The sequence below is a fragment of the Streptomyces sp. NPDC001348 genome, assembly GCF_053597535.1.
The window spans coordinates 205202-231851 of record NZ_JBSFIK010000008.1 but is presented as its reverse complement, the minus strand read 5'-3'; the positions used below and the strand labels follow the sequence as shown (position 1 = coordinate 231851).

The 26650-nt window shown below is 71.1% G+C and carries 29 protein-coding genes, 1 pseudogene and 1 riboswitch; of the genes and pseudogenes, 13 read left to right on the top strand and 17 right to left on the bottom strand.

From position 1 onward, the window contains the following. Both ACWC21_RS11720 and ACWC21_RS11715 read right to left on the bottom strand, forming a co-directional pair. The coding region (locus tag ACWC21_RS11720) for an N-acetylglucosamine-6-phosphate deacetylase (protein ID WP_450880612.1) at nucleotides 1–729 on the bottom strand (729 nt) is incomplete at its 3' end. Then, a complete protein-coding gene (locus tag ACWC21_RS11715; protein ID WP_450880610.1) occupies nucleotides 729–1670 on the bottom strand; it encodes an ROK family protein in 942 nt (313 codons plus the stop codon). The genes ACWC21_RS11720 and ACWC21_RS11715, both read right to left, overlap by 1 nt. A 109-nt stretch (nucleotides 1671–1779) precedes the next feature. Between ACWC21_RS11715 and ACWC21_RS11710 the strand changes: the two genes are divergently transcribed. The 3 genes from ACWC21_RS11710 to otsB all read left to right on the top strand — a co-directional run bounded on the left by ACWC21_RS11710 (nucleotide 1780) and on the right by otsB (nucleotide 4556). Beyond that, nucleotides 1780–3048 carry an ABC transporter substrate-binding protein gene (locus ACWC21_RS11710; protein WP_450880609.1) on the top strand — a complete coding sequence of 423 codons (1269 nt, stop codon included), beginning with the start codon at nucleotides 1780–1782 and terminating at the stop codon, nucleotides 3046–3048. Nucleotides 3049–3083: 35 nt separating this feature from the next. Further along, entirely contained in the window at nucleotides 3084–3317 is a 234-nt protein-coding gene (locus ACWC21_RS11705) for a DUF3263 domain-containing protein (RefSeq protein WP_450880607.1), read from the top strand. A gap of 363 nt (nucleotides 3318–3680) precedes the next feature. Next, nucleotides 3681–4556, top strand: a complete 876-nt coding sequence (gene otsB / locus ACWC21_RS11700) for a trehalose-phosphatase (protein ID WP_450880605.1) — start codon at nucleotides 3681–3683, stop codon at nucleotides 4554–4556. 82 nt (nucleotides 4557–4638) lie between these two features. Here the strand turns inward: otsB and ACWC21_RS11695 are convergent, their stop codons facing one another. Together ACWC21_RS11695 and ACWC21_RS11690 are read right to left on the bottom strand one after the other, a co-directional pair. Beyond that, on the bottom strand, nucleotides 4639–6075 hold the full coding sequence (locus ACWC21_RS11695) for an alpha,alpha-trehalose-phosphate synthase (UDP-forming) (protein WP_450880603.1): 1437 nt from the start codon (nucleotides 6073–6075) through the stop codon (nucleotides 4639–4641). 128 nt (nucleotides 6076–6203) lie between these two features. Continuing rightward, nucleotides 6204–7148 carry a glucosyl-3-phosphoglycerate synthase gene (locus tag ACWC21_RS11690; protein WP_450880601.1) on the bottom strand — a complete coding sequence of 315 codons (945 nt, stop codon included), beginning with the start codon at nucleotides 7146–7148 and terminating at the stop codon, nucleotides 6204–6206. Between the two features lie 130 nt (nucleotides 7149–7278). After that, nucleotides 7279–7452, top strand: a riboswitch (SAM riboswitch). A gap of 18 nt (nucleotides 7453–7470) precedes the next feature. Between ACWC21_RS11690 and thrC the strand changes: the two genes are divergently transcribed. From thrC to groL, 4 genes are all read left to right on the top strand, one after another. Further along, nucleotides 7471–8757 (top strand): threonine synthase, encoded by a 1287-nt coding sequence (gene thrC / locus ACWC21_RS11685; RefSeq protein ID WP_450880599.1) that lies wholly within the window; start codon nucleotides 7471–7473, stop codon nucleotides 8755–8757. Between the two features lie 41 nt (nucleotides 8758–8798). Beyond that, complete coding sequence (locus ACWC21_RS11680; RefSeq protein ID WP_450880597.1) at nucleotides 8799–9074, top strand: ubiquitin-like small modifier protein 1; 276 nt, start codon at nucleotides 8799–8801, stop codon at nucleotides 9072–9074. 442 nt (nucleotides 9075–9516) lie between these two features. Further along, nucleotides 9517–9723: a cold-shock protein gene (locus ACWC21_RS11675; RefSeq protein ID WP_019057200.1), complete on the top strand. Its 207-nt coding sequence runs from the start codon at nucleotides 9517–9519 to the stop codon at nucleotides 9721–9723. A gap of 319 nt (nucleotides 9724–10042) precedes the next feature. After that, the gene (groL, locus tag ACWC21_RS11670) at nucleotides 10043–11665 is read left to right on the top strand and encodes a chaperonin GroEL (RefSeq protein ID WP_388804265.1); all 1623 of its coding nucleotides are present in this window, start codon (nucleotides 10043–10045) and stop codon (nucleotides 11663–11665) included. Nucleotides 11666–11746: 81 nt separating this feature from the next. Here the strand turns inward: groL and ACWC21_RS11665 are convergent, their stop codons facing one another. From ACWC21_RS11665 to ACWC21_RS11650, 4 genes are all read right to left on the bottom strand, one after another. Continuing rightward, nucleotides 11747–12424 carry a Uma2 family endonuclease gene (locus ACWC21_RS11665; RefSeq protein WP_450880595.1) on the bottom strand — a complete coding sequence of 226 codons (678 nt, stop codon included), beginning with the start codon at nucleotides 12422–12424 and terminating at the stop codon, nucleotides 11747–11749. A gap of 59 nt (nucleotides 12425–12483) precedes the next feature. Beyond that, nucleotides 12484–13299: a hypothetical protein gene (locus tag ACWC21_RS11660; RefSeq protein WP_450880690.1), complete on the bottom strand. Its 816-nt coding sequence runs from the start codon at nucleotides 13297–13299 to the stop codon at nucleotides 12484–12486. 265 nt (nucleotides 13300–13564) lie between these two features. Then, complete coding sequence (locus ACWC21_RS11655; protein WP_450880593.1) at nucleotides 13565–13774, bottom strand: DUF397 domain-containing protein; 210 nt, start codon at nucleotides 13772–13774, stop codon at nucleotides 13565–13567. Next, a complete protein-coding gene (locus ACWC21_RS11650) occupies nucleotides 13758–14597 on the bottom strand; it encodes a helix-turn-helix domain-containing protein (protein ID WP_450880591.1) in 840 nt (279 codons plus the stop codon). The genes ACWC21_RS11655 and ACWC21_RS11650 overlap by 17 nt, the downstream gene beginning before the upstream one ends. A gap of 116 nt (nucleotides 14598–14713) precedes the next feature. Here ACWC21_RS11650 and ACWC21_RS11645 point away from each other — a divergent pair, with 116 nt between their 5' ends. From ACWC21_RS11645 to ACWC21_RS11635, 3 genes are all read left to right on the top strand, one after another. Beyond that, nucleotides 14714–14947, top strand: coding sequence for a hypothetical protein (locus ACWC21_RS11645; protein ID WP_450880589.1), 234 nt, complete (start codon nucleotides 14714–14716; stop codon nucleotides 14945–14947). Further along, the gene (locus ACWC21_RS11640) at nucleotides 14944–15153 is read left to right on the top strand and encodes a hypothetical protein (RefSeq protein WP_450880693.1); all 210 of its coding nucleotides are present in this window, start codon (nucleotides 14944–14946) and stop codon (nucleotides 15151–15153) included. Before ACWC21_RS11645 ends, ACWC21_RS11640 begins: the two co-directional genes overlap by 4 nt. Nucleotides 15154–15295: 142 nt before the next feature. Beyond that, on the top strand, nucleotides 15296–16420 hold the full coding sequence (locus tag ACWC21_RS11635; RefSeq protein WP_450880588.1) for an NADH:flavin oxidoreductase: 1125 nt from the start codon (nucleotides 15296–15298) through the stop codon (nucleotides 16418–16420). Nucleotides 16421–16438: 18 nt separating this feature from the next. On the opposite strand, the gene ACWC21_RS11630 is transcribed toward ACWC21_RS11635, so the two are convergent. Genes ACWC21_RS11630 through ACWC21_RS11615 form a run of 4 tightly spaced genes read right to left on the bottom strand, consistent with a single transcriptional unit; the run spans nucleotide 16439 to nucleotide 20373 of the window. After that, nucleotides 16439–17011, bottom strand: a complete 573-nt coding sequence (locus ACWC21_RS11630) for a hypothetical protein (protein ID WP_450880587.1) — start codon at nucleotides 17009–17011, stop codon at nucleotides 16439–16441. After that, nucleotides 17008–18471: a PTS transporter subunit EIIC gene (locus ACWC21_RS11625; RefSeq protein ID WP_450880586.1), complete on the bottom strand. Its 1464-nt coding sequence runs from the start codon at nucleotides 18469–18471 to the stop codon at nucleotides 17008–17010. The genes ACWC21_RS11630 and ACWC21_RS11625 overlap by 4 nt, the downstream gene beginning before the upstream one ends. A 15-nt stretch (nucleotides 18472–18486) precedes the next feature. Beyond that, nucleotides 18487–19422, bottom strand: a complete 936-nt coding sequence (gene murQ / locus ACWC21_RS11620; RefSeq protein WP_450880584.1) for an N-acetylmuramic acid 6-phosphate etherase — start codon at nucleotides 19420–19422, stop codon at nucleotides 18487–18489. A 54-nt stretch (nucleotides 19423–19476) separates the two neighbouring features. After that, nucleotides 19477–20373 carry a MurR/RpiR family transcriptional regulator gene (locus tag ACWC21_RS11615; RefSeq protein WP_450880582.1) on the bottom strand — a complete coding sequence of 299 codons (897 nt, stop codon included), beginning with the start codon at nucleotides 20371–20373 and terminating at the stop codon, nucleotides 19477–19479. Nucleotides 20374–20428: 55 nt separating this feature from the next. On the opposite strand from ACWC21_RS11615, the gene ACWC21_RS11610 reads away from it, so the two are divergent. Together ACWC21_RS11610 and ACWC21_RS11605 are read left to right on the top strand one after the other, a co-directional pair. Next, nucleotides 20429–20812, top strand: a complete 384-nt coding sequence (locus ACWC21_RS11610; RefSeq protein ID WP_450880580.1) for a hypothetical protein — start codon at nucleotides 20429–20431, stop codon at nucleotides 20810–20812. Between the two features lie 7 nt (nucleotides 20813–20819). Continuing rightward, nucleotides 20820–21092 (top strand): DUF4031 domain-containing protein, encoded by a 273-nt coding sequence (locus ACWC21_RS11605; protein ID WP_450880578.1) that lies wholly within the window; start codon nucleotides 20820–20822, stop codon nucleotides 21090–21092. 7 nt (nucleotides 21093–21099) lie between these two features. On the opposite strand, the gene ACWC21_RS11600 is transcribed toward ACWC21_RS11605, so the two are convergent. The 3 genes from ACWC21_RS11600 to ACWC21_RS11590 all read right to left on the bottom strand — a co-directional run bounded on the left by ACWC21_RS11600 (nucleotide 21100) and on the right by ACWC21_RS11590 (nucleotide 23864). Continuing rightward, nucleotides 21100–22203: a GNAT family N-acetyltransferase gene (locus ACWC21_RS11600; RefSeq protein ID WP_450880576.1), complete on the bottom strand. Its 1104-nt coding sequence runs from the start codon at nucleotides 22201–22203 to the stop codon at nucleotides 21100–21102. 28 nt (nucleotides 22204–22231) lie between these two features. Continuing rightward, nucleotides 22232–22876 (bottom strand): HD domain-containing protein, encoded by a 645-nt coding sequence (locus ACWC21_RS11595; RefSeq protein WP_450880574.1) that lies wholly within the window; start codon nucleotides 22874–22876, stop codon nucleotides 22232–22234. A gap of 145 nt (nucleotides 22877–23021) precedes the next feature. Further along, the gene (locus ACWC21_RS11590; protein ID WP_450880572.1) at nucleotides 23022–23864 is read right to left on the bottom strand and encodes an alpha/beta fold hydrolase; all 843 of its coding nucleotides are present in this window, start codon (nucleotides 23862–23864) and stop codon (nucleotides 23022–23024) included. Between the two features lie 114 nt (nucleotides 23865–23978). Here ACWC21_RS11590 and ACWC21_RS11585 point away from each other — a divergent pair, with 114 nt between their 5' ends. Next, the gene (locus ACWC21_RS11585) at nucleotides 23979–24494 is read left to right on the top strand and encodes a MarR family transcriptional regulator (protein WP_450880571.1); all 516 of its coding nucleotides are present in this window, start codon (nucleotides 23979–23981) and stop codon (nucleotides 24492–24494) included. Between the two features lie 88 nt (nucleotides 24495–24582). Here ACWC21_RS11585 and ACWC21_RS11580 read toward each other — a convergent pair. Together ACWC21_RS11580 and ACWC21_RS11575 are read right to left on the bottom strand one after the other, a co-directional pair. Further along, a pseudogene (locus ACWC21_RS11580) lies at nucleotides 24583–24771 on the bottom strand (hypothetical protein); the annotation flags it as partial. 40 nt (nucleotides 24772–24811) lie between these two features. Beyond that, nucleotides 24812–26629: a phytoene desaturase family protein gene (locus ACWC21_RS11575; RefSeq protein ID WP_450880569.1), complete on the bottom strand. Its 1818-nt coding sequence runs from the start codon at nucleotides 26627–26629 to the stop codon at nucleotides 24812–24814. Between the last annotated feature and the right edge of the window lie 21 nt (nucleotides 26630–26650).

Here is a 26650-nt window from a genome sequence, read left to right as displayed (position 1 = left end):
CGTGCCGTCGTTGATCAGCTCGACCGTGACCCGCTCGTCCTCCAGCAGGGCGGCGACCGGGCCGGGGGAGCGGTGCCCGAGCACGGGCATGGCGTTGAACAGGTGGGTGGCGACGGTGGCGCCCGCGTCGATCGCCTCCACCGTCTGCTCGTACGTCGCGTCCGTGTGCCCGACCGCCGCGATCACGCCCTGCTCGGCCAGCAGCCGCACCGAGTCGATGCCGCCGGGCAGTTCGGTGGCGAGGGTGACCATCCTCGCCTGCCCGCGTGCCGCGTCGAGGAGCTTGCGGACCTCTGCCGGGTCCGGGTCGCGCAGCAGTTCCACGGAGTGCGCGCCCTTGCGGCACGGCGAGATGAACGGGCCCTCGAAGTGGATGCCGGCGATGTCGCCCTGTTCGGCCAGCTCGCTCAGCAGGCCCGCCTGCCGGACCAGGACGTCCGTGTCGTCGGTGACGGTGGAGGCGACCAGCGTGGTCGTGCCGTGCCGGTGGTGGGCGGCGACGGCTTTCAGTACGTCGTCCACCGGGCCGGAGAAGGAGGCTCCGCCGCCGCCGTGGTTGTGCAGGTCGACGAATCCGGGGACCAGCCAGTGGCCGCTGACGTCGATGAGTTCCGCGTCCGGAGGGGCGGTGGCCGCGATCCGCGTGCCCTCGACGATCACACGCCCGGCGGGCACGGTCCCGGTGGGCAGCACCACGGAGGCGCCGGCGAGAACCTTGGTGGGGGGCATCAGGCGGTTACCTCCGAGGGGTCGGTGGTTTCGAGGAGATCCCGGGCGAGCAGTCCCGCGCCCAGGCATCCGGCGGCGTCCCCGAGGGCGGCGGGGACCACGGACGGCAGTTTCTGGAAGGTGACGCGCCGCCGGACGGCCGCCCTGAGCGGTGTGAACAGGGTTTCCCCCGCCTCGGCGAGCCCGCCGCCGATGATCAGCGTGCGCGGATCCAGCAGGGTGAGGGCGGTGACCAGGCCGTCGGCGAGCGCGTCCACGGCCTCCTGCCAGACCCGGACGGCGTTCGGGTCACCGGACACGACCGCCTTCGCACAGTCGGCGGCGTCCGCGTCCGGGCTGCCGGAGGCGGTCGCCCACGCTTCGCCGACCGCCGCCGCGGACGCGTACCGCTCCAGGCAGCCGCGCTGCCCGCACGGGCAGGCGATGCCACCGGGGCGTACGACGATGTGGCCGATCTCGCCCGCGAAGCCGTGCGCGCCCGCCTCCACCCGTCCGTCGAGGCCGATGGCGCCGGCGATCCCGGTGCCCAGCGCCACGAACAGGAACCGGTCGGCGCCCTTGCCCGCACCGGTGCGGCCCTCGGCGAGCCCGCCGGTGCGCACGTCGTGCCCGAGGGCCACGGGGATGCCGAGCCGCTCGGTGAGCAGGGCGCGCAGGGGGACGTCGCGCCAGCCGAGGTTGGCCGCGTAGACGGCGGTCCCACGGTCCTCGTCCACGATGCCGGGTACGGCGAGTCCGGCCGCGGCGGCGGGTTCGCCGAGGTGCTCCGCGCCGTGGGCGTAGAGGGAGGCCGCGAAGCCGAGGATGCCCTCGACCACCGCGTCGGGCCCGCGCTCGCGGCCCGTGGCCCGGCGGTCCTGGTGCAGCAGTTCGCCGTTCGGCCCGATCAGGGCGGCCTTCATCCCGGTGCCGCCCACATCGATGGCGATGACATGTCTCACGGGAACAGTGTGGCCCGCGAACCCACAAGAGGTCTAGTCCACTATATGGTGTAGACCTTGTGGTGTTCACATATCAGATGACGAGTCAGTAGGGTTTGGTGCAGGAACTGTGGGGCGTCGTACGGCAGGAACGATCGCGGCGGTCGCCGCGCTGGGCATGACCGCGGTCCTCGGGGGCTGCGGGAGCACCGGATCGTCCGACGTGACCCTGAGACTGGTCGCGGCCGACTACGGCGACTCGGCGGCCAGCAGCTCGAAGAAGTACTGGGACGAGCTGGCCAAGGAGTACGAGGCCAAGCACTCCGGCGTGAAGATCGACGTCACCGTCTACTCCTGGAACGACGTCGACCGCAAGGTGAAGGACATGGTCGCCGCCGGCAAGGCGCCCGACATGGCGCAGATCGGCGCCTACGCCGACTACGCCGCCGCGGGCAAGCTGTACGACGTCTCCGACCTGCTGTCCATACCCGTGCAGGCCGACTTCGTCTCCCAGCTCGCCGAGGCCGGTCAGTGGAACCACACCCAGTACGGCATGCCCTTCGCGGCCTCCACCCGGGTGCTCTTCTACAACAAGACCCTCTTCGCCAAGGCCTCCCTCACCCCGCCCACCACCTGGAGCGAGCTCGCCGCCGACGCCGAGAAGCTGAAGGCCATGGGCGTGAAGTACCCCTACGCGCTGCCGCTCGGCCCGGAGGAGGCGCAGGCCGAGACCATGCAGTGGCTGCTCAGCGGGGGCGGCGGCTACACCGACGACATCGGCGGCTACGACCTGGCCTCCACGCAGAACGTCAACACCCTCACCTGGCTCAAGGACGACCTCGTCGGCAAGGGGCTCACCGGCCCCGTCGCCCCGGGCAAGCTCAACCGGGCCCAGGCGTTCGCCGCCTTCACCGACGGACAGGTGGGCATGCTCAACGGGCACCCGACGCTGATCCAGCAGGCCGAGAAGAAGGGCGTGAAGTTCGGCACGGTGCCGATGCCCGGGCGGACGGCGCCGTCCAGGGCGTCCATGGGCGTCGCGGACTGGATGATGGCGTTCAAGCAGAACGGCCACGCCGAACAGGTCGGCGACTTCCTCGACTTCGTCTACAACGAGAAGAACGTCCTCGACTTCTCCCGCCGCTACGGGCTGCTGCCGGTCACGACCTCCGCGTCCGACGTCATGACCGACTCCGGCCGGGACAAGCCACTGCGGTCCTTCCTGCAGGAACTCCCCACCTCCGAGCTGTACCCCGTCGGCAAGACGTCCTGGGCGTCGGTCAGCGCGGGCCTGAAGAAGACCATCGGCCAGGCGGTCGCCCCCGACGGCAGCCCCCTCGGCGTCCTCAGCCGCCTCGAGGCGACGGCGAACGCCGCGGACAACAGCACCGGGAGCTGAGCGCCCTGTCGGTGCCCCGCGTTACCGTTCCGGGCATGGAACGGGACGAGCTGGGCCGACGCGAGCAGGGCATCCTCGCGCTGGAACGCCGGGGCTTCAGCGGCCCCGGCGCGAAGGAGCGTGCGATACGCGAGGAACTCGGGCTGGCGCCGGTCCGCTACTACCAGCTGCTCAACGCGCTCCTCGACGACGAGCGGGCCCTGGCCCACGATCCGGTCACGGTCAACCGTCTGCGCCGGGTGCGGGAGGTGCGGCGGGGCCAGCGGTAGCCGCTGCGCGGGGCTTGGCCGGGGTTCGGGTGCCGTCGGGTGGAGCGCCCCGCCCTGGGGCTGCGCCCCTGGACCCCGGCGTTTCCCACCCACCCGCCCGTGGCCGTCGGCTGGAGAGTCCCCCGCCCTGGGGCTCCGCCCCAGACCCCGCCTGGGGCTGCGCCCCTGGACCCCGGCGTTTCCCACCCACCCGCCCGTGACGGTCGGCTGGAGAGTCCCCCGCCCTGGGGCTCCGCCCCAGACCCCGGCGGGGACTCCGTCCCCTGCACCCCTGGCGGGGCTCCGCCCGCGGAAACGCACCCCCGGCGGGGAGCGGTGAAGCTCCCAGGAGTGCATTCGTGGTTGCGTGGATAGGGTCGATCCATGGGCATCCACACGACGGACTCCACGGACCCGGACAACCCCATGGACCCGCTGCCGACCCCCGTCACCCAGGCCGGGCGGGACGGGATGAACGCGCTGCTCGCCCGGCCCCGCTCCGCGGTGGTCGGGCTCGACTTCGACGGGACGCTGGCGCCGATCGTCGCGGACCCCGACCAGGCCCGCGCCCACCCGCGGGCGGTCCCGGCGCTTGCCGCCCTCGCTCCCAAGGTGGCCTCCGTCGCCGTGGTCACCGGCCGGCCGGCCGGGGTCGCGGTGCGCTACGGCGGCTTCGCGGGCGTTCCCGGGCTGGAGCACCTCGTCGTCCTCGGCCACTACGGCGCCGAACGCTGGGACGCCGTCAGCGGCACCGTCAACGCCCCCGCCCCGCACCCCGGCGTCACCGCCGTCCGCGCCGAACTGCCCGGCTTCCTCGACCGCATCGGCGCCTGGCACGGCACCTGGATCGAGGAGAAGGGCCGGGCCGTGGCCGTGCACACCCGCCGCGCCGAGGACCCGCAGGCCGCCTTCGAGGCCCTGCGCGAACCCCTCACCGACCTCGCCGCCCGCAACGGCCTGATCGTCGAGCCGGGCCGCATGGTCCTCGAACTCCGCCCGCCCGGCATGGACAAGGGCGTCGCCCTGCTGGAGTACGTCCGCGAGACCGGCGCCGAGGCCGTCCTCTACGCGGGCGACGACCTCGGTGACCTCCCCGCCTTCGCCGCCGTCGAAAAACTCCGCTCCGACGGCGTACCCGGCCTCCTGGTCTGCAGCGGCAGCACGGAGGTGACGGAACTCGCGGAACGCGCGGACCTGGTGGTGGACGGCCCCGAGGGCGTCGTGTCGCTGTTGCGGGGGCTCGCGGCGGCGCTTGGCTGAGCGGGTGAGCGGGTGAGCGGGTGAGCGGGTGAGCGGGTGAGCGGGCGAACGGGGGGCGGACACCGGCGTCCGCCCCCCCGCGTCAGTTTTCCAGCGCGTGCAGCTGGTCCAGGAACCACTGGGCCGGGGGCAACGCCGTGGCCGCCGCCGTGAGGCGCTTGGTGCGCTCCGCGCGCTCGCCCTCGGACATGGTGAGCGCCTGGTGGAGGGCGTGCGCCGTGCCCGTGATGTCGTACGGGTTCACCGTCACCGCGTCCTCGCCCAGCTCCTCGTAGGCTCCGGCCTCCCGGGACAGCACCAGCGCGCAGCCCTCGTCGGAGACGACCGGGACCTCCTTGGCGACCAGGTTCATGCCGTCCCGGATGGGGTTGACCAGGGCGACGTCGGCCAGCCGGTACGCGGCCAGGGAGCGGGCGAAGTCGTCCTTGACGTGGAGGACGACCGGGGTCCAGTCCGGCGTGCCGTACGCGGAGTTGATCTCCTCCGCGACCCGTTGCACCTCGGCGGTGTAGTCGCGGTACACCGCGAGGTCCTGCCGCGAGGGGTAGGCGAACGCCACGTGCACCACCCGCTCGCGCCATTCCGGGCGGTCGTCGAGAAGCTGCCGGTAGGCGAGCAGCCCGCGCACGATGTTCTTCGACAGCTCCGTGCGGTCGACCCGGACGATCGTCCTGCGTGCCCTGCCGTCGGGCGCCGTACCGATCTCCGCCCGCAGCGCCGTCATCCGCTCGTCCACGTCCGGCCGGTGCGCGCGCTGCCGCAGGAAGTCCGCGTCCGCGCCCAGGCCGTGCACCCCGATCCGGGTGCCGGAGACGGAGCCGGGGCCGAGGACCGTCTCGCAGCAGGCGGTGAACGCGTCCGCCCAGCGCTGGGTGAGGAAGCCCGCCCGGTCCGCGCCCAGGATTCCGCCGAGCAGCTCGGCCGCGATGTCGTCGGGGAGCAGCCGGAAGTAGTCCGGCGGCGCCCACGGGGTGTGCGAGAAGTGGCCGATGCGCAGGTCGGGGCGGAGTTCCCGGAGCATCCGGGGAGCCAGGGCCAGGTGGTAGTCCTGGACGACCACCACCGCTCCCTGCGCCGCCTCCTCGGCGAGCGCTTCGGCGAACGCCCGGTTGTAGGCCTCGTAGGACGCCCACTGTCGCCGGAACTCCGCGTCGAGGACGGGTTCCAGCGGGGTCTGGTACAGCATGTGGTGGACGAACCACAGCACCGAGTTGGCGATGCCGTTGTACGCGTCGGAGAACACGGCCGCGTCGATGTCGATCATCCGGACCTGCTGTCCGCCGGTCGCGTCCTCGGACAGCCGCCGGCCGCCGTGGGAGCGGCGCACCGCCTCCCGGTCGGCGTCGCTCAGCGCGGCGCACACCCAGAGCGCGTTCGCGTCCGGCCCGATGGCCGACAGCCCGGACACCAGTCCGCCGCCACCCCGCTTGGCGTGCAGCGAACCGTCCTCGCGGACTTCGTACGAAACCGGGCCGCGATTGGACGCGACCAGCACCTCAGCACCGTGCGTGGAAGCCATGAGTCTCAACCTAGCCCGGCCCGGAAACGCTCAAACGTACGGTTCCCTCGCTGGCGGAGTGACACCGGCGGGATGTCGGCGGGATGTCGACGGGATCCGGCCGGGGTACGGCCGGGGTACGGCCGGGGTCAGGCCACGCGGCGCGCGGCGTACTCCGCGATCTCCGCCATCGGCGGCCGTTCCTCCGTGTCCACGGAGTAGGTGCGCGGCTCGAAGCCCTCCTCGCCCCGCTCGAACTGGGTGAGCGAGGGCCGTACGAGGTGGCCGCGGGCCAGGCGCAGCTGGGCGGTGCGGTAGATGGCGGCGGCCATCCGGCCGAGTGCCTGCCCGTCCTGGTGGCGGTGCTTGCGCACCCCCACGTCCACCTGGGCCAGGGCGTTCAGGCCCACCAGGTGCAGCGCGTCGACCAGCATGCCCAGCTCCACCCCGTATCCGACGGGGAAGGGCAGCTGCTCCAGGAGCGAGCGGCGGGCCGCGTACTCACCGCCGAGCGGCTGCACGAATCCGGCCAGCTGCGGCCAGTGCATGTTGAGCAGCGGGCGGGCCATCAGCTCGGTGACCCGGCCGCCCTGGCCCGACGCGCCCGCGAGCGGACGGTCGTACATGCCCTTCACCAGGTCCACTTCCGGGTCGGTCAGCAGCGGGCCGACGATCCCCGAGACGAAGTCGGAGGAGAAGTCCTTCAGGTCGGCGTCGATGAAGCAGACGATGTCCCCGTGGGTGACGAGGAGCGAACGCCACAGCACCTCGCCCTTGCCGGGCACGGCCGGTATCCGCGGCAGGACGTCGTCGCGGTGGACGACCCGGGCGCCCGCCGCGGCGGCCACCTCGGAGGTGCGGTCGGTGGACCCCGAGTCGACGACCACGATCTCGTCGACGAGCGGGACCTGCTGCATGAGGTCGTGGCGGACGATCGCGACGATGTCGCCGACCGTCTCCTCCTCGTTGAGTGCCGGCAGCACGACACTGACCGACTGGCCCGTGCGCTGCTTGGCGGCCAGGATCTGGTGGAGCGGGCGATCGGTCACGGACCAGGAGCGGGTGCTCAGCCAGCGCTCGACTTCTTCCAGCACGGTGTGCGGCTCCTCACTGTTGTCTCGCGCTTCGGACGACTATCTCAACTGTCCCGGCCTTCGGTTACAGTCTTGAACAACGCCGATGACCATCGCATGTCCGGGGTCACCGCCGTTCACAACCGCATACCGCTCATCCAGAGGGGCAGAGGGACACGGCCCGATGAAGCCCCGGCAACCCTCCAGTCGGTTCTCGTAGATCAGTTGGATCAGTTGAATCAGTCCTGATCGTTCCGCGAGGCTCCCGGCTAGGGAAGGTGCCAAATCCGTCTCACGGCGAGATGCGTCGTGAGGAAGATGAGGAGAAAGGGCCTCGCCTCACATGGCTGTGCAGACTGCTGAAAGCACCACCGACTCCACCGTAGACCTCGGCCCCGCCGCCGCTCTGAGCTGCCGCGAGTGCGGCCACCGGGTGCCGCTCGGACCGGTCTTCGCCTGCGAGGAGTGTTTCGGCCCGCTCGAGATCGCGTACGACTTCTCGGCCTACGACACCGAGGAGCTCCGCAAGCGGATCGAGGCGGGACCCGCGAACATCTGGCGCTACGCACCCCTGCTGCCCGTCCCGGCGGACGTGGCGACCAAGCCGAACATCAACCCCGGCTGGACCAAGCTCGTGCAGGCCGACAACCTCGCCCGTGAGCTCGGCATCGAGGCGTCGAAGCTGTATGTGAAGGACGACTCGGGCAACCCGACGCACTCCTTCAAGGACCGCGTGGTCGCGCAGGCGCTGGAGGCGGCGCGCGCCTTCGGTTTCACCACCCTGTCCTGCTCCTCCACCGGCAACCTGGCCGGCGCGGTGGGTGCCGCGGCGGCCCGGGCCGGCTTCCGCTCCTGCGTGTTCATCCCGCACGACCTGGAGCAGGGCAAGGTCGTCATGGCCGCGGTCTACGGCGGTGAGCTCGTCGGCATCGAGGGCAACTACGACGACGTGAACCGCTTCTGCTCCGAGCTGATCGGCGACCCGGCCGGCGAGGGCTGGGGCTTCGTCAACGTCAATCTGCGGCCCTACTACGCCGAGGGGTCCAAGACCCTGGCGTACGAGATCTGCGAGCAGCTCGGCTGGCGGCTCCCGGACCAGATCGTGGTCCCGATCGCCTCCGGCTCCCAGCTCACCAAGATCGACAAGGGGCTGCAGGAGCTGGTGAAGCTCGGTCTCGTCGAGGACCGGCCGTACAAGATCTTCGGCGCCCAGGCCGAGGGCTGCTCGCCGGTGTCGACCGCGTTCAAGGCGGGCCACGACGTGGTGCGCCCGCAGAAGCCGAACACCATCGCCAAGTCCCTCGCCATCGGCAACCCGGCGGACGGGCCGTACGTCCTGGACATCGCGCGCCGCACCGGCGGGGCGGTGGAGGACGTGACGGACGAGCAGGTGGTGGACGCCATCAAGCTGCTGGCCCGCACGGAGGGGATCTTCGCGGAGACGGCGGGCGGCGTGACGGTGGGTGTCACGCGCAAGCTGGTCGAGAGCGGCGTCCTCGACCCGGCCAAGACGACCGTCGTCCTCAACACGGGCGACGGGCTGAAGACGCTGGACGCGGTGGCGGGCACCGGCCTGACCGCCACGATCCGTCCCAACCTGGACTCGTTCCGAGAGGCCGGCCTCGCGTAGTACGCGCTGGCCCTGCTTACCCGACCGGAGGTCACACCCGTATGAGCGTCACCGTTCGCATCCCCACCATCCTGCGCACCTACACGGGCGGCCGGGCGGAGGTCCAGGCCGAGGGCGCGACCCTCGGCGAGGTCATCTCCGACCTGGAGAAGAACCACACCGGGATCGCCGCCCGGGTCCTGGACGACCAGGGCAAGCTGCGCCGCTTCGTCAACGTGTACGTCAACGACGACGACGTGCGCTTCGAGCAGGGGCTGGAGACCGCGACTCCGGACGGCGCGGGCGTCTCCATCATTCCGGCCGTCGCCGGCGGCTGACCGAATGACCGAACATTACCTTCGGTAACAGCGATTACCGAGGGTTCATCGAATTGCCCCCGCCGTACGAGAAACGGAGGGGGCAATTCAGTGCGGTTGAGCGCGGTACAGTTGGGGAACGCGCTCCCGGAACGCGGGTCGGGGGCCCTGGATTCGTGCCGCACACCCGACAAGAAGTAGCCAAAGTGTGCGAGTCTTTTGCGCCTTATGTGCCCTTTGCCGGGTCCGAATTGCCCTGAATTCAGCCGAATTTTTGGCAGATTCCCGACCGGCGACGTCCAGATTTCTCGTCCGATTGACCTGTTGCAGACGGCAGTTGGACAGATACATTCAGCCGCGGTCGACGCGTTCCGGCGCACGCCCCCAGTCCATGGGGGGTGAGGTCTGACCCGGATCCGCGAAGTGTGGATCTGTGCAAGGGCCAGTAATAGGGGAGTTAGGCATGGCTCAGGGCACCGTCAAGTGGTTCAACGCGGAGAAGGGGTACGGCTTCATCGCGGTCGACGGTGGTGCGGATGTTTTCGTCCACTACAGTGCGATCCAGATGGACGGTTACCGCACCCTGGAAGAGGGTCAGCGGGTCGATTTCGAGATCTCGCAGGGACAGAAGGGGCCGCAGGCGGACATGGTCCGGCTCGCGACCAGCTGAAGCACGCGCCGACTGCGACGACGTTCTTCTGTGCATCTTCGAAGGGCCCGTACCCCCCGGGGTACGGGCCCTTCGGCCTGTCCGGACGCCCGTGGAGCCCGCTGTTCACCTGGGTATCCGCTCGAGCCGCTTGCACTCGGCATGGGCGAGTGCTAATCATTGGCGTTAGCACTCTGAAGGTGAGAGTGACAGCGAAGGACCGGGTCGGTGAGGCCCGCAGACCACGTGGGGCAAGGAACCACGGGGTCCGCGAGCCGTCCGTCGCGGGCGCGGGCGCGGTCCGAAGGAATCACCCCCAGTCCTGGAGGGACCACTTCACATGGCCAAGATCATCGCGTTCGACGAGGAGGCGCGGCGCGGCCTCGAGCGCGGCATGAACCAGCTCGCGGACGCCGTGAAGGTGACGCTCGGCCCCAAGGGCCGCAACGTCGTCCTCGAGAAGAAGTGGGGCGCGCCCACGATCACCAACGACGGCGTCTCCATCGCCAAGGAGATCGAGCTCGAGGACCCGTACGAGAAGATCGGCGCCGAGCTGGTCAAGGAAGTCGCCAAGAAGACGGACGACGTCGCCGGTGACGGTACGACCACGGCGACCGTCCTGGCCCAGGCGCTGGTCCGCGAGGGCCTGCGCAACGTGGCCGCCGGTGCCAACCCGATGGCCCTGAAGCGCGGTATCGAGAAGGCCGTCGAGGCCGTCTCCGCCGCCCTGCTGGAGCAGGCGAAGGACGTCGAGACCAAGGAGCAGATCGCCTCCACGGCCTCCATCTCCGCCGCCGACACCCAGATCGGCGAGCTCATCGCCGAGGCCATGGACAAGGTCGGCAAGGAAGGCGTCATCACCGTCGAGGAGTCCCAGACCTTCGGTCTGGAGCTGGAGCTCACCGAGGGTATGCGCTTCGACAAGGGCTACATCTCGGCGTACTTCGCCACCGACATGGAGCGTATGGAGGCCGTCCTCGACGACCCGTACATCCTGATCGCCAACTCCAAGATCTCCGCGGTCAAGGACCTGCTCCCGCTCCTGGAGAAGGTCATGCAGTCGGGCAAGCCGCTGCTGATCATCGCCGAGGACGTCGAGGGCGAGGCCCTGTCGACCCTGGTCGTCAACAAGATCCGCGGCACCTTCAAGTCCGTCGCCGTCAAGGCCCCGGGCTTCGGCGACCGCCGCAAGGCCATGCTCGGCGACATCGCCATCCTCACGGGCGGCGAGGTCATCTCCGAGGAGGTCGGTCTCAAGCTGGAGAACGCCACCCTCGACCTGCTGGGCAAGGCCCGCAAGGTGGTCATCACCAAGGACGAGACCACCATCGTCGACGGTGCCGGCTCCTCCGACCAGGTCAACGGCCGCGTGAACCAGATCCGCGCCGAGATCGAGAACAGCGACTCCGACTACGACCGCGAGAAGCTCCAGGAGCGCCTGGCCAAGCTCGCGGGCGGCGTGGCCGTCATCAAGGCCGGTGCCGCCACCGAGGTCGAGCTCAAGGAGCGCAAGCACCGCATCGAGGACGCCGTCCGCAACGCCAAGGCGGCCGTCGAGGAGGGCATCGTCGCCGGTGGTGGCGTGGCCCTGCTGCAGGCCTCCCAGGTCTTCGAGAAGCTGGAGCTCGAGGGTGACGAGGCGACCGGCGCCAACGCCGTGAAGCTCGCCCTGGAGGCCCCGCTCAAGCAGATCGCCGTCAACGGTGGTCTCGAGGGTGGCGTCGTCGTCGAGAAGGTGCGCAACCTGACGGTCGGCCACGGCCTGAACGCCGCGACCGGCGAGTACGTCGACATGATCGCCGAGGGCATCATCGACCCGGCGAAGGTGACCCGTTCCGCGCTGCAGAACGCCGCCTCCATCGCCGCGCTGTTCCTCACCACCGAGGCCGTCATCGCCGACAAGCCGGAGAAGGCCGCCGCGCCTGCCGGTGGCGGCATGCCGGGCGGTGACATGGACTTCTGATCCTCCCGGGTCACCTGTCCTTTCCGAGGGCGGCACTCCCAGCTTCTGGCTGGGGGTGCCGCCCTCGGGCATGTGTGGGGCTCAGTCGGCGTAGTCCTTGAGATCCTCGGTTTCCAGCGTGATGCCGACCGGCGGCGGCAACTCGACGGTGGCGCCCCAGGGGTACGACGGGGACTGTTGGTAGCGACCGTCCTTGGGCCGGCTGTGTACGACGATCGTGTCGTTGTCCCGGTCGATCAGCAGGTATACAGGGATACCGGCTTCGGCGTAGCCACGGACCTTGTCGATGCGGTCGCGGCGGTCGGTGTCACGGTCACGAGAGGTGACTTCCACGACCATGAGGACGCCGTCGGGGTCCGCCCAGTCGCCTTCCTGAGCGATGAAGTGGTTGAACGGTGCCAGCGCGCCGTCCGCACAGGCATGCCCCTTGCGATAGGCACCGACTCTGAGACCCTGCTCCGGGTACAGCGCCAATTCAGGCCGCAGCTGCATGAACAGCCGGAGGAGCCACATGACGATGCCCCTGTGACGCTGGTCCGGCATCGGCTTGACCTCTAGCCTTCCGTCAATGAGCTCGAGATTGACGCCTTCGGGAGCCCTGCGGGCCAGTTCCTCGAAGTCCTCGACCGAGATGCGGTCGCCCTTCACGTACAGCCGCCCGTTGATGAACTCGAGCTGCACGTTCCGTGGGGCCTTGCGGGCGAGTTCCTCGAAGTCCTCGGCGGACATCTGCGGGCGCTGGGCGGTACCAGGGGTCATGACATCGCCTCCTCCCCTCCATCGTGCCCCGGGGTGATGTCGTCGGACCGTAGGCGCGGTCATACGGGTGCCTTCTCTCCTCGTCGTAGGGACATCGCAGCGCGGATCTCATCCGCGCGGACCTGGACCGCGGAAGCGGACAGGGGCGTGTGGGGGCGGGCGGGGGAGCGTTCTCCGCGGCATGCGCCGCAGAGGCCGCCCGGCAGGGCCTCCGGGGGGCCGGGAATGCGGCATTCCGCGCATTCCAGGATCCGGAGCGGCGGGCGCGGGGCGGGCGCCGGTGGGAGTTTGGCGGTCAGGCGGCGGTGGAGCAGGGCCGCCGGGTGGTGCACCGGGGTGGGCAGGCCGGCGGTCAGGGCGGTGACCACGGCCTCGTCCGTCGCCCCGCGTGCGAACCACTCCGCCACCAGCGGAGCGAGCCGCGCGCAGTCGGCCTCGGAGAGGGACAGGGCGGGGGCCGTACGGCCGAGGGCGGCGAGCAGGATGTGGGCGCGGGAGCGGGTGGGGCGGGCGCGTTCCGGTGGGGCGTTCTCCGGTACGTCGCCGCGCGTGAAGGCGGCCCACCAGTCGTCGTCGCGTGCGGTACGGGACCACCACGATCGGGTGATCCAGCGCGAACCGCCCGGACCGGTGATGTTCTCCCGGCCCCGCCTCAAGTGACCCGCCCGATGCAGGTTGTTGAGGGCTGTCCGCAGCGCGCACTGGCCGTAGGGCAGCTCCTTGGCCAGCGTCTTCACCGAGATGTCGGCGCCGTCGGGGAGCCGGTCGACGTACGCGGCGATGGCCGCCTCGCGGCGCGGGAGGTGCGTGAAGTCGTGGTTGGTGCGGGGGAGTTGGCCCGGCGCGGAGCGTTTGCCGTATCCCGGATTGGCCATCGGGTGCGGGGACGCGTGCGCGGACGTGGGGGCAGGACTAAGCTTGGCTTCAGCCACGGATCGAACCTCGTATTCGATCTTGATGGTCAAGCCCCCGCAGGTGTTGGTAGCGCCTGGCGGGGGCTGTTCGTTATTCGGGCACGCTAGACCCTTGTGACTGTGCGTGGCAAATCGGTCGCGTCAAGTCAACACGCGGGGTGGGAGGGCGGGTTGAGGCCCTCCACCCATTCCGAACAAAGAGGGCTCGGGTCTCGGCGCCCGAAGCTCAGGGCCTGGTGTCCTTGAGGTTTTCGACGAACGCCGACCATGCCTCCGCCCGGAACACGAGCTTCGGGCCGAGGGGGGTCTTGGAGTCGCGGACGGGGATGGTGGTGGGGGAGCCGACGGCTACTTCGAGGCAGTCGTTGCCGCCTTGGCTATAGGTGGATTTGATCCATGCGGCCATGCTCGGGTCGTGCTCAGGGATGCTCCTCATGGCCGTAATCCTGCGCCAACGCCTCGATGAGAGTCACGGACTTCTCCTGTGAGAGGGCGGAGGCCACGAGGAGATCGAACGTGAACCTCAGTCGGGCGACCGTGGCCGGGTCGTCCTCCAGCCGTCCGGTGCGCACTCCCTCGAAGTAGGCCAGGGGAGGAGCGTCCTCAAACTCCATCAGCTTGAGGGCTCCCTGCATTGCAGGGTGTGCTCCCGCGCAGAGGGGCAGCACCTGCGCGATGACCCGGTTCCGGCGGACCAAGCCGGCGATGTGGCGCAGGGTCTCCGCCATCACCGTCCGGCCACCGGTCTCCCGGCGCAACGCCGCCTCGTCGAGCACCACCCACAACAAAGGCTTTGTTGGATGGTCGAGCAGGCGGGTCCGCTCCATCCGGCCTTCTACCCACTCGTCGACGGTCTCCTTCGATGCCGTCGGGTCGTACGCGCGGTTCACGGCCCGTGCGTACGTGGGTGTCTGAAGAAGTCCGGGGATCAGGAGCGGCGCGTACTGCCTGATTGCCGCGGCCTGTGTCTCCGCCTCCGCTGCCTCCTCGAAGGGCTCCTCGTACTTCGACTTGGCCGACGCCCCGCAGTTCCGGGCGAAGAAACCCTCCGTCCCCAGCGCCTCGTCCAGCATCCGCGCGTACTCCGGCTGCATCCGCCGCGTCCCCGCCTCCAACTGCCCGATGAACGACCCGCTCACGAACAGCCGCTGGCCCAACTGCTCCTGGCTCAGCCCTTTCCGCTCGCGGACGTGGCGTAACTCGGCGCCCAGCAAAGCGCGGGGTGACGACGACGGGTCGAGGCCCTTCGGTCCTGGCATGGAGACTCCCTGGTCCTACAGACGTGGTTGTTGGACCGCCGTATCTGGCCAGGTTAGAGCCGCCTCGGCCACTCTGTGTGGTGAACGCGAACACTCAGAGTGGAGGAATCGGCGCGATGGATGCGAGGGAAACGACGGCGGACGAACGGCCCGCCCGGTCCGCCGAGGAGGCTGTGGAACGGCTCCGCACAGCCCTGCGTGACGTCGGGATCGTCCTGCCGTCGCTCCGGATCGACCCCGTGACCGGCGCACACGGCGACCCGTACGCGCTGGTCGACCTCGGCCGGTGCAACCTGGGCGTGGCCTCCCGGCTGGCCGCCGTCCTGCGCGGGCGGAGTGCAGGCGCGTGAGCGGTACTCCCGCGTATGCCGTGGACGGGCGGGACGGCCGGATCGGTGAGGTCATGGGGCGGGTGGGCGGGTACGTGCAGCTGCGGCCCGTGGGGGGCGGGCGGGAGTGGGACTGTCCGCCCGACGAGCTGGCGGAGGCGGCGCCGGCCGACGTGCTGCGGGAGCGGGTGCGGCGGCTCAACCGGGACGCCCGCCTGCGGGCATGACGTCCGGGTGTGTGCTGGATCACAGGATGACGTGGCCGGGTGAGGAATGTGCGACGCGGGGCGGGGGGTTCCTTAAGTAGGTGCAACAATGCGCGTGCACATATCTACCGGTTTTCCCCGCAATTGCTGAGGAGTTCCCCACGTGACCGTCACGCCCGCCGCCTCCCGCGCGGCCCAGATCCTCTCCCGGCCGACGACGATCAACGGCCTGACCGTCCCGAACCGCATCGCGATGGCGCCGATGACCCGTGAGTTCTCCCCGGGCGGCATCCCCGGCGAGGACGTGGTCTCGTACTACGCCCGCCGCGCGGCCGCCGGGGTCGGGCTGATCGTGACCGAGGGCACGTACGTCGGGCACGAGTCCGCCGGGTACAGCGACCGCGTCCCGCGGTTCCACGGCGAGGAGCAGCTGGCGGGCTGGTCGAAGGTCGTCGAGGCGGTGCACGCGGCAGGCGGCACCATCGTGCCGCAGCTGTGGCACGTCGGCATGGTGCGCGAGCAGGGCCGGCCGCCGTTCCCCGAGGCCCCCGCCGTCGGCCCCTCCGGGCTGCGCACCGCCGGTGCCGAGGTCACCGGCAAGGCCATGACCCAGGCCGACATCGACGCGGTGATCGGCGCGTTCGCCCAGGCCGCCGCGGACGCCGAGCGGCTCGGCTTCGACGGCGTGGAGATCCACGGCGCGCACGGCTACCTCATCGACCAGTTCCTGTGGGCCGGCACCAACCGGCGCACCGACGCCTACGGCGGCGACCTGGTCGCCCGCACGAAGTTCGCGGCCGAGGTGGTCGCCGCGGTCCGCGAGAAGGTCTCCGCCGAGTTCCCCGTCATCTTCCGCTACTCGCAGTGGAAGCAGCAGGACTTCACCGCCCGCCTCGCCGAGACCCCGGAGGAGCTCGAGGCCCTCCTGGCCCCGCTCGCGGCCGCCGGTGTCGACGCCTTCCACGCCTCCACCCGCCGCTACTGGCTCCCGGAGTTCGAGGGCTCGGACCTCAACCTCGCGGGCTGGACGAAGAAGCTCACCGGCAAGCCCTCCATCAGCGTCGGCTCGGTCGGCCTCGACGGCGAGTTCATCAAGGCCTTCCAGGGCGAGGGCGCCGCGGTCAAGGGCATCGACGACCTCCTCGACCGCCTGGAGTCCGACGAGTTCGACCTGGTCGCCATCGGCCGCGCCGTGCTGCAGGACCCGGAGTGGGCGGCGAAGGTCCTGGCCGGCCGCTTCGACGAGCTGAAGCCGTACGACGCCGCTTCCCTGAAGTCGCTCAGCTGACGACGCGCCGCGCGCGGGCTAGAGGTTCCCCAGCGGCTCGATGTCGGCCTGCACGGGGTTGCCCCACACCCGCAGCACCTCGTAGTCGGTGAACTCGTGCACCAGCCGGTACGCCATGGCGGGCCGCGAGCCGCGCCGCTGGGCGGCGAGGTAGAGCTCCGCCTCGCGGCGGTCCCGCCTCGGCGTCCCGCACAGCTGCCACTCCCGGCCGTTCCACAGCTCCGGCAGCCAGCGCTGCTGGGGCTGGGGGCGGTCGCCCCGGACCCCGTAACGGGACGGGGCGGACGGGACGGGCTCGGCCGGTTGCGGGCGTCCGCCGCCGTACTCAGCGCGCCGGGCCGCCCGACGCCGGGTCTCGCACAGGAGGCACAGGTCGGGGGCGCTCTTGTCGACGGGCCCGGTCGGGTGCTCGGCGCACCGGGTGGTCGTGGCCGCCCCCGTCACGCTCTCGTCCAGCAGGTCCAGCGCCCGCCGCAGATCGGCCTTCACCTCGTGCAGCTTGGCGTCCGGTGTGTCGGCGGTGAGTGCCTCGCCGTGCTCGCCGAGGACGCGCAGGGCGCGGCCCAGGGCGGTGAGTTGGGCGTGGTTCATGGTCTTTCCACGTGGTCCTTCCGCGGCGCGCTGTCACTTCCGCCCTCCATGGTGCCCCGGGACGGACGGGCGGCGCCCACGGGGCCGAGGTCTCCGGCATTGGGCCCGAGGGTCAGGTACGTCGCCAGGAAACCCACCCCGTACCCGGTCAGCAGGCCCCCCGCGTAGATCGCCGCCGTCAGGGCCGGGCCCCTGTTCCCGGCCAGCAGCGGGAACAGGGCCCAGCCGGACGGTCCGATCGCCGTCGCCCCCACCCGGTCGCCGAGCATCGCGAAGAACCCGACGAAGGCCCCGCCCGCCGCGCCGCCCGCACAGGCGGTCAGGAACGGCCGGCCCAGCGGGAGGGAGACGCCGTAGATGAGGGGCTCGCCGACCCCGAGCAGCCCCGCGGGCAGCGCCGACCTGATCGTCGTACGCAGGGAGGTGTCGTGGCGGAGGCGGACGTACACCGCCAGGGCCGCGCCCACCTGGCCGGCGCCGGCCATGGCGAGGACGGGCAGCAGGACCGTGTAGCCCTGCTGTTCGATCAGCGTGGTGTGAATGGGGATCAGCGCCTGGTGCAGGCCCAGCATGACCAGGGGCAGGAACAGGCCGCCGAGGACCAGCCCCGCGAACGCGCCGGTGGTCGTCAGCAGCCGGTCGGCCGCCGTGCCGATCGCCGACGAGACCGCGCCCGCCGTGTACATCAGGCCGTACAGCGTCACCAGCCCGGCGACCAGCACGGTCACCGTCGGGGTCAGCAGCACGTCCAGGGCGCCCGGCAGCCGGCCCCGGCACCACCGCTCCACGTACACCCCCAGCAGCGCCGCCGCCAGCGCGCCGAGCACCCCGCCCTGCCCGGGCGCCAGGTGCACCCCGAACGCGGTCACCTTCGCCACGCCCGGGTACACGACCACGGCCGCCACCGCCCCGCCGAGCACCGGCGTGCCCCCGAACTCCTTCGCCGTCTGGTATCCGACGAACACCGCGATGAGCGCCATGAAAGCGGAGGAGACGGCGGCCAGGGCGGGGGTCAGGCCCGGCAGCAGGCCGGCGTTCACCAGCAGTCCGTTCAGGCCCGCGAGGACGCCGCAGCCGATCAGCGCGGGGATGAGCGGGACGAAGACGTTCGCGATCCGGCGCAGGGCGTTCTTCACCGGGGTGGCGTTGCGCTGCCGCCGCCGCTCCCGCAACTCCGCACCCAGTGAAGCCAGTTCCTCCGCGGTGCTGCGGGTCGCCAGCAGTGCCTCCACCCGTGCCGCGACCTCTCCCACCACCCCCGGGCCCAGCACGATCTGGTAGGTGTCGTCGTCGACCACGCCGAGGACGCCGGGCAGGGCCCGCAGCGCCTCCGCGTCCACCAGCGACCGGTCGGCCAGCCCGAGGCGCAGCCGGGTCACGCAGTGGGCGACGGAGGTGACGTTCGCGGGGCCGCCGACCAGCGGGAGCAGGGCGGCGGCGGTGTCGTTCGAGGTCTGCACACCCCGAGCGTGCGGTCAGCCGGCCGCCGCCGCCAGCGCGGCACGCAGATGGCCGCCGGACTCCTCCAGAAGGCGGGCGGCCGTCGGGCCGTCGACACCGGCCAGGAGGGTCAGGATCGCGTTCTTCACCTCGCCGCCGGTCTCGGTGAGCGCCTTCTCGATCTCCCCGTCCGCCGCCCCGGTGGCCAGCGCGACGATACGGCGGGAGCGGGCCCGCAGCTTGTCGTTCGAGGCCCGCACGTCGACCATCAGGTTCCCGTACGTCTTGCCCAGCCGGATCATCGTGATCGTCGACAGCATGTTCAGCACCAGCTTCTGCGCGGTGCCCGCCTTCAGCCGGGTGGACCCGGTGACCAGTTCCGGGCCGACGACGACCTCGATGCCGTGGTCCGCGGCCGCCGCGAGCGCGCTGCCCCGGTTGCAGGACAGTCCGATGGTCAGAGCCCCCTGGGCGCGCGCGTGTTCGACGGCACCGATCGCGTACGGGGTGCGGCCGGAGGCGGAGACCCCGACCACCGTGTCCTCGGGGGTCAGCTTCAGCGCGTCCAGGTCGCGGTGCGCCAGCTCCTTGTCGTCCTCCGCGCCCTCCACGGAGGTGACCAGGGCGTCCGGGCCGCCCGCGATCAGGCCGACGACCTGCTCGGGGTCGGTGTCGAAGGTCGGCGGGCACTCGGAGGCGTCCAGCACCCCGAGCCGTCCGGCGGTGCCCGCACCCGCGTACACCAGCCGGCCGCCGCGCCGCATGCGCTCGGCGACGGCGTCGATCGCGGCCGCGATCCGCGGCAGCTGCTCGGCGACCGCGGCGGGTACGGCGCTGTCCTCGCCGTTCATCAGCCGGGCGATCTCCAGCGTGGGCAGCCGGTCGATCTCGGCGAGCTCGGGCCGGAACGCTTCGGTGGTCAGGGTCGCCAAGTGGGCGTCGAGGTCACGCGAGTCGGAGGGGGAGGTCATCGGGGCAGCTCTTTCCGGTCTGTTTTCGGTCAGCAGACGCAGCCATACCCAGGTCTATCGCGACCCGCTCCGGTGCCGGTGCGCCAACGCCTCGTAGGAAGCGGCCAGCGCCGGCGCCGCCGTCTCGTAGGTCCGCTGGGCGACTCCCACGAACAGGCAGTCCACCACCAGCAGCTGACTCGTCCGGGAGGACATGGCCGCCGGCCGCAGCTCGCTCTCCCGCGCGGTCGACGTGGTCAGGACGTGGTCGGCGTACTGGGTGACCGCGCTGTCCGGCCGCCCGGTGACCGCCACCGTCGTCGCCCCGCGTTCGAAGGCGACCCGCAGCGGCTCTATCACGTCGCCCGTCGTCCCGGAGTGCGTGATCGCTATCGCCACGTCCCCCGTGCGCAGCTGCACGGCGTTCGTCACGGCGAGGTGCGCGTCGCTGTGCGCGTGGGCTATCCGCCCGATGCGCAGCAGCTTCTGGGCGAGGTCCTGCGCGACCAGGCCCGAGGCACCGATCCCGTACACGTCGGTCCGCCCGGCCCCCGCGAGCGCGGCGACGGCGGCGTCCAGCTGGGCGGTGTCGAGGCCCGCGGCGGTGTCGGCGAGGGTCTGCTGCTCGTCGTAGGCGAGCTTGGCGACGACGTCCGCGATGGAATCGTCCACCGCTATGTCGGTGGTGATGGCGGGCGCGCGCCCGGACTGCTGCTGGGCGGCGAGACCGGCCAGGGCGAGACGCAGGTCGCGGTAGCCCGGGTAGCCGAGCAGACGGGCCGTGCGCACGACGGTCGCCTCGCTGGTGCCGGTGCGCTCGGCGAGGCCGGTGACGGTGAGGGCCGCGCAGCCCGCCGGGTCGCTCGCGACGGCCTCGGCGACGCGCTGCATGGAGCGGGTCATCGACGGGGCGAGCGTGCGGACCTTGGCGGCCAGTGCTCCCCCGAAAATTTCCTTCACATCCCGGGTCACGTCTGAAAGATATTTTCGGTTCGGTGTCCCGGTCAAGAGTGCGCACAATGGGTGCATGGACCCCATCAGCCCCTTGGAGCAGGTTCTGCACGCCGCCCGCGCACTCGTGCTGGCCGATCTGATCGCCGGTGACGTGGCCGAGGCGGACGTCGTCTCGCTGGTCGAGGAGTCCGTCGTGCAGCGGCGGTGGTGGGTGGAGCAGTGGCCGGAGGGGGCCGGCTATGTGGCCGGGCTGGTCGCGCAGGACGTGCAGGACGCGCTCCTGGAGCGGTACGGGCGCTGGCCGCTGTGCCCGGTGTGCGGCTCCGGCGACCCGCACGCGCTGGAGGTCGAGCCGGAGCTCGGGCCCGACCCGCAGTGGGTGTGCCACAAGGCGGGCGTACGGGTCGCGGCGGTGGGGGCGCTGGGTTCGGCGACGGGCCGGGGGCCTTCCTCGTGAGGCTCCGGTGACGGTGTACATCGACCCGCCGGCCTGGCCCGGACACGGAACGCTGTGGTCGCACCTGGTGAGCGACGTGTCGTACGACGAACTGCACGCCTTCGCCGCGGAACTGGGCGCTCCGCGGCGGGCTTTCGAACGCGACCACTACGACATCCCGTCGCACCGGTACGCGGACGCGGTGGCCGCCGGCGCCGTGGAGGTCAGCAGCCGCGAGGTGGTGCGGCTGCTGTACAAGGCGGGACTGCGCAGGCGCAAGCACGGCCCCGCGGACGGCTGAGCCGGGCTCAGGCCCGGCGGAGGTAGAGCCGCAGGACGCTGTCCATGTCGTGCTCGTCGTGGGCCGTCCGCTCCTCCTCCACGGTCGCCCGGGTGTAACCGGACCGGGTCACCACGCCCTGCGAGGGCACGTTGTCCTGGTCGACGGCGGCCATCAGCAGCTCCACGTCGTCCCGGGCGAGCGCCCACTCGGACAGGGCGCGCAGCGCTTCGGTGGCGTAGCCCCGGCCGCGGGCGCCCTCGGCGAGGTCGTACCCCACCTCGGCGCGGCCCTCCTCGTCCGGTGCGCCGTGGAAGCCCATGCCGCCGACCGCGCGGCCGTCCTCCCGGCGGACCAGCACGAACAGCCCGAACTCCGGCCGGTGCACGCCCGCCTCGTAGGCCTTCACCACCATCCCGGCGGCGTCCCGCGTGCCCTCGAACGGTCCGCCCTCGATCCACTCGAAGCCGCCGTCGCCGCCGAGGCGGAGGTCACGGGCGGCGGCCGGGCGGACACCGACCAGGGTGAGGCGCTCGGTGGGGATGACCAGGTTGTTGCGCCAGCGCCACTCGGTGACCGGGGCGCGGCCGGGCAGTTCGCCGCGGCCGGTGGCCCACAGCAGCGTCGGCCAGGCGGCCGGGCCGGGCTGGACGTGCGGGAAGAGCCAGGTCAGTACGGCCTCGGCGAGTTCCTCGGAGGGCTCGTACGGCAGCCCCAGGCCCTGTGCGATGTCATGCGTGTGCAGCAGCACCTCCGCGATGCCCATCGCGGCGAAGCCCTCACGGTCGGCGCTGCGGAAGGGGTAGGGGTGGAAGCCGCGGGCGTCGCGCGGGGCGGTGCGGACGGCGGCGGCGAGCAGGGCGCCGGTCGTCGTGATGACGTGCAGCAGGCCCGCGTTGTCCGTGCCGTCCTCGAGGACGATCTCGAAGGGGACGTAGGCGTCCTGGGCGCCTCCCGCCAGGTTGCCCCCGTACGCGATCAGATCCTCGGCGATGTGGAACGCCGTCTCGTGGCAACTCCACTCCAGCCCTCCGGCCCGCACCCCTCGCCAGTCCCGCTCCACGGCCGGCCGCAGCGCCGTCACGCAGCCCGCGACGGCCTCTTCCACCTGATCCCCACCTATGGCACGCATGGGCCGCACACTAGGCGGGCGGGGCCACTCAGGTCGACAGCATTTCGAGCTCGCCGGCCAGGTTCCAGCGGGCCGTCGCCTCCCACTTCTCCCGCGCGTACGGCGTCCTGAACAGCCTTGGCAGGTCGAGGAGTTGGCGCAGGATCGCGGCCCGCCCGGAGCGGAAGGCCTCGTTCGGCACGAAGTGGTACTCCTCGCGGACCGCGGCGGTGTAGGCGGCGTACGCGGACGGCGGCGCGGCGAGGACCGCCAGGTCGGCGTCGCACAGCACCTGGCCGTCGCGGTCGTCGTCGGCGGGGTCGTGCGTGACGGTCAGCCGGACCAGCCGGGCGACCTCGGCGGTATTTCCGTCCGGCACCCCGGCCTCGGCCAGCGCCCGCTCGGCGAGCCGTGCCGACCGCTCCTCGTTCTCGGACCGCTCGGGCAGGTAGACGGCGTCGTGGAACCACGCGGCCAGGCGTACGACGTCCGGGTCGGCGGCGTACTCCTCCAGCGCGTCGACGTGGTCGAGGACCGCGGTGAGGTGCGTGAGGGTGTGGTAGTGCCGTTGCGGCTCCTGCCAGCGGGCCAGCAGGTTCTCGGCGTACGGCGCCGGGTCGGGGCCGGCACCGGGGCCGCGGGCTCCTTCGAGGGCGCGGACGAAACGGGCGCGCAGGGCTTCGAGGTCGGGCATGCCCTTCATTCTCCCGCGCCCGGGGGTGCCCGTGGCGCCTAGCTGGTTTGGAGATCGGCTTCATCGTTCGTCCTGCGCCGTCATGATCGCGGTGTGGGGCGAGGGAACGTGACGGCACCTGGTCCGAACTGCCGACCCACCTGCTTCATGCGGCGAGGGCGGCCTTCAGCGCCTGGGCGGTGGCCCTGGGGAAGGCGGTATTCCCGTTGTGCCCGCCCGGGAAGGCGACGGGCTTGGTGCCCAGCAGTCGGGCCAGTGCCAGCGCGCAGCGGTAGGTGTGCACGGTGTGCCGGGTGGTTCGGCCCGTGGCGGCTGTGATCCGCGTCCCGGTGCGTGCTGCGGCCCGTACCGGCTCGGCGGGATCGAGCCGGTCGGTCATGACGGCCGTGAACTCGGTGTTGATGAAGTGGCCGAAGTTGGCCCGGCGCCGGGGCGTCATCGGCTGGGGGGTGAGGCCATCCTCGGTGTCCTCGTGGGCGGGGTCGATTCCGAGGTGCCGGGCGATGGCCCGGAAGGCCGCCGGCAGCCCGTCGGTGGCGTAGATCTGCTGTATGGCCGCCAGTTCCGACACATGCTGGGCGCGGTCCGCTGTGGGCAGCAGGTTCGGCGTCACGGGCTCGTGCGCGATGAGCGTTCCCAGCACGCCCGGGTGCCGGGCCACGACCTGCAGCCCGATCGCGCCGCCCATGCTGAACCCGGCCATCAGTGCCGGGGCGTCGGTGAGCTCGGCGAGCAGCCGCGCGGCGTCGTCGGCGTGGTCGCCCATGGTGACGGGCCGGGCCGGATCGTCGAGCGTGCTGCGTGACAGGCCCCGGCGGTCGTAAGTGACGACGGTGAAGGCGTCGGCCAGGTGCGGCACGAGGTCGACGGTGCGGTCGGCGTCGCCCTCACCGCTCTGGGAGAGCAGCAGAACCGGCCCGCTGCCTTGCACCTGGTAGTGGAGGACGGCGCCCGGCACGGACAGGACGCGGGCGGTGTTCGTGGCCATGGCGGTTCCCCCAAGAGGTCTGCGGCCGGCCCTTTGTGGTCGGCACCACGAGGCTAAACCATCAAGGAAGATGCATCAATAAGGATGCATCAATTTCGATGTACTCTGGTTGTCGTGAACGGAGTCGAACTCTTCCTTCTGGGCCGCACTCTCATGAAGATCGGCGAGCAGGCCATGCCCGAGCCCGCAACGCAGGCGCAAGGCTCGATCCGCTCGGTACTCGTCGCACTCGGCGACATCGTCACCCACCCCGGCACCACCGTCGGCGAGATCGCCGCACGCACGGGAGTGCCGCAGAGCCAGGTCTCAGGCGCGGTCGCCCGGCTCGAAGAAGCCGGCTCGGTCGACACCCGCCCCGATCCGGCCGACCGCCGCCGCCGGCTCATCCACCCCGCCGCCAAGCCCTCGGCCCGCCTCGCCGAGGTCCGCGCCACCACCATCGACGCCGCCCTCACCGCCGCCCTCACCGCCGCCGACGGCACTGCCCCGGCCCAGGACACACTCCATGAGATCACCACAGCGCTTCAGGTCCTGGCCCGCCACCTCACCCCCGAGGCGGCCGCCCGCGCCCGCAGCCTCGACACCGCACGGCGGCACAAAACCCCAGCACACCGAAAGCCCGGCCCCTGACAATTGACCGCGGCCTTGATCGCCGAAACGGTGATCGCCAGCTGCGGGGCGCGGTTCCTGTCGCCGTCCATGTCCGCCAGGAACACCTTCAGCCGATTGGGCGGCCACGGCCTGCTGAGCCTGGTTCTGCTCTCCGCGCCCGCAGCGGTGGTCCCATCGCCGTGGGCACCGGCACTCCACCATCCAGGCGCCACAGCTCCTCCAGGCCCTCGGTGTCCCAGGCCAGATGCGAGACGACCATCACCGACCGCCCCTGATCGCGCAGGCGGAGGGCGAGCCCCCGGACCTGCAGCCAGGAGCAGCTGTTGCCGTTGAGCTCACCGGCTTGACGGCCAGCGTGCGGGCCGCAGCGAACGCCCGATACCGAGCGCCAAGGGGATGACCTCATGCCGGGGCCTGCGCCACGCTGCCGGCAGAGACCAGCCCAGATCGGCCAGCACGCGCTCAGCACACTCCATCCCGCTGTCCGCGGCCAGTTCTGCCCCCACCCCACGCCCGCCGGCCCCGCACCCCGCCAAGTACAGACCTCTGACCGGGGTCACCACCGAAGGACGCAACGCTCCCACCTGCTCCGGCGTCTGCGCCGTGGAGATGGCTGGTCCGAACTCCTTGCCCATCCAGTGCTCCAGCCACGGAACCGTCGTCCGGTCCACGAACAGCACATGATCCTCAAGATCGGGGACGACGCGTCGCATCGTGCGCAGCAGCGCTTCCTCCCAGGCCCTGTTGGGCACTTGCCGTTCGATGTCCGTGGTGGGGGCCATCATGCAGGCGGTGAGGAGCTGGTGGCCGGGCGGGGCCAGCGCTGGATCGAAGTTGGTGGGCACAGGGCAGTAGAAGAACTTCATGTCCGGCACCAGTCCCTCGGCATTTTGCCGGACAGTCCTGGCGAAGGCGTGTTCCCCGGCGTGCACCAGGTCGATGTGGTCACCGAGTCCGCCGATGAGAAGGCCCGCATCCACCACCTTGCGCTTGAGAGCGATCTTGACCTGTACGGCCGACTGCGAACCGACGATCCGGCCCGCACGCGCGGTGTATGCGTGCGGCAGCGTCCCTGGATCGCACAGGCGAAGCGCGGTCGTACGGACACTGGAAGTCGAAACGACCACATCGGCCTCGACCCGGCTGCCATCGCGCAGTTCCACGCCCCTCACCCTGCCGTCCTCGGTGAGGATGCGCCGCACCTGCGCCCGGGTGTGCACCTGCGCGCCCATCTGCTGAGCCAGACGGCAGTACGTGAGGGGTACGGCTCTTGAACCTCCCAGGGGGTAACTCAGTCCGTTGTCCCGCATCATCCGCTGGATGCAGTAGATCGCCTCACCCGCCGAGATCTGCCATGGCGGAAGCACGAAGGCCAGCCCCAGCAGGAATTCGAGCAGCGGGACAAGGCGAGGGTTCGTACAGTACCGACGCAGAAACTCCTCGGCTGTGCGGCCGTTCCAGGCATCAGCGGCATCGCCCGAGATGGTCAACAGCCTTGCCGTCAAACGAGCGGCCTGCACGGCTTCGACGGCGCTGAGGCGCAGCAGTCGACGGACGCGGCCGATGAAGACCGGCAGCCGATGGGGCCGCAGTTCCACCCGGAGGCTACTGATCTCGTCGGAGCCGGGCCGCGCGGCGTAGCGCAACTCGGCGAAATCCCGGGCCCGCCGGAACTGCACCGCATCAGGTCGCCCCACCCGCTCCAACACCTGCCCCAGCGGACCGTAAGGCCCCCGCGTGAACAGATGAGTGCCGAAGTCGATGTGGAAACCCTGCTTCTCGTAGCCCGCGCATGAGCCACCCACATGCTTGTTCTTCTCCAGCAAAGTCACCGGCACACCCGCATACGCAAGAAGCAGAGTCACCGCGGAACCGCCCATACCGGAGCCGATGACCACAGTGCGCGGGGCACGCCCGGCAACAGCCGTGCGTCCCGGCAAAGCCGCTTCCCCCACGTGCCGATCCACCTGCCCCCCGCCCGAGTTGGCCCCAGCTCGGGGTACCTGCCCTACGCTGTCAACGACCCGGCAGGGGTTTCGTTTCTGTCGGCTACTGCCCTGGAGAGTGCCCGACGGGTCGACACCGCTCCGTCTGCTCTGCAATCGATCATCAGCTGTCGCCGCCTCGCTCAAGAGGACAACTTCGAGCGACATCGATGCCGGCAGGCAGTCCGA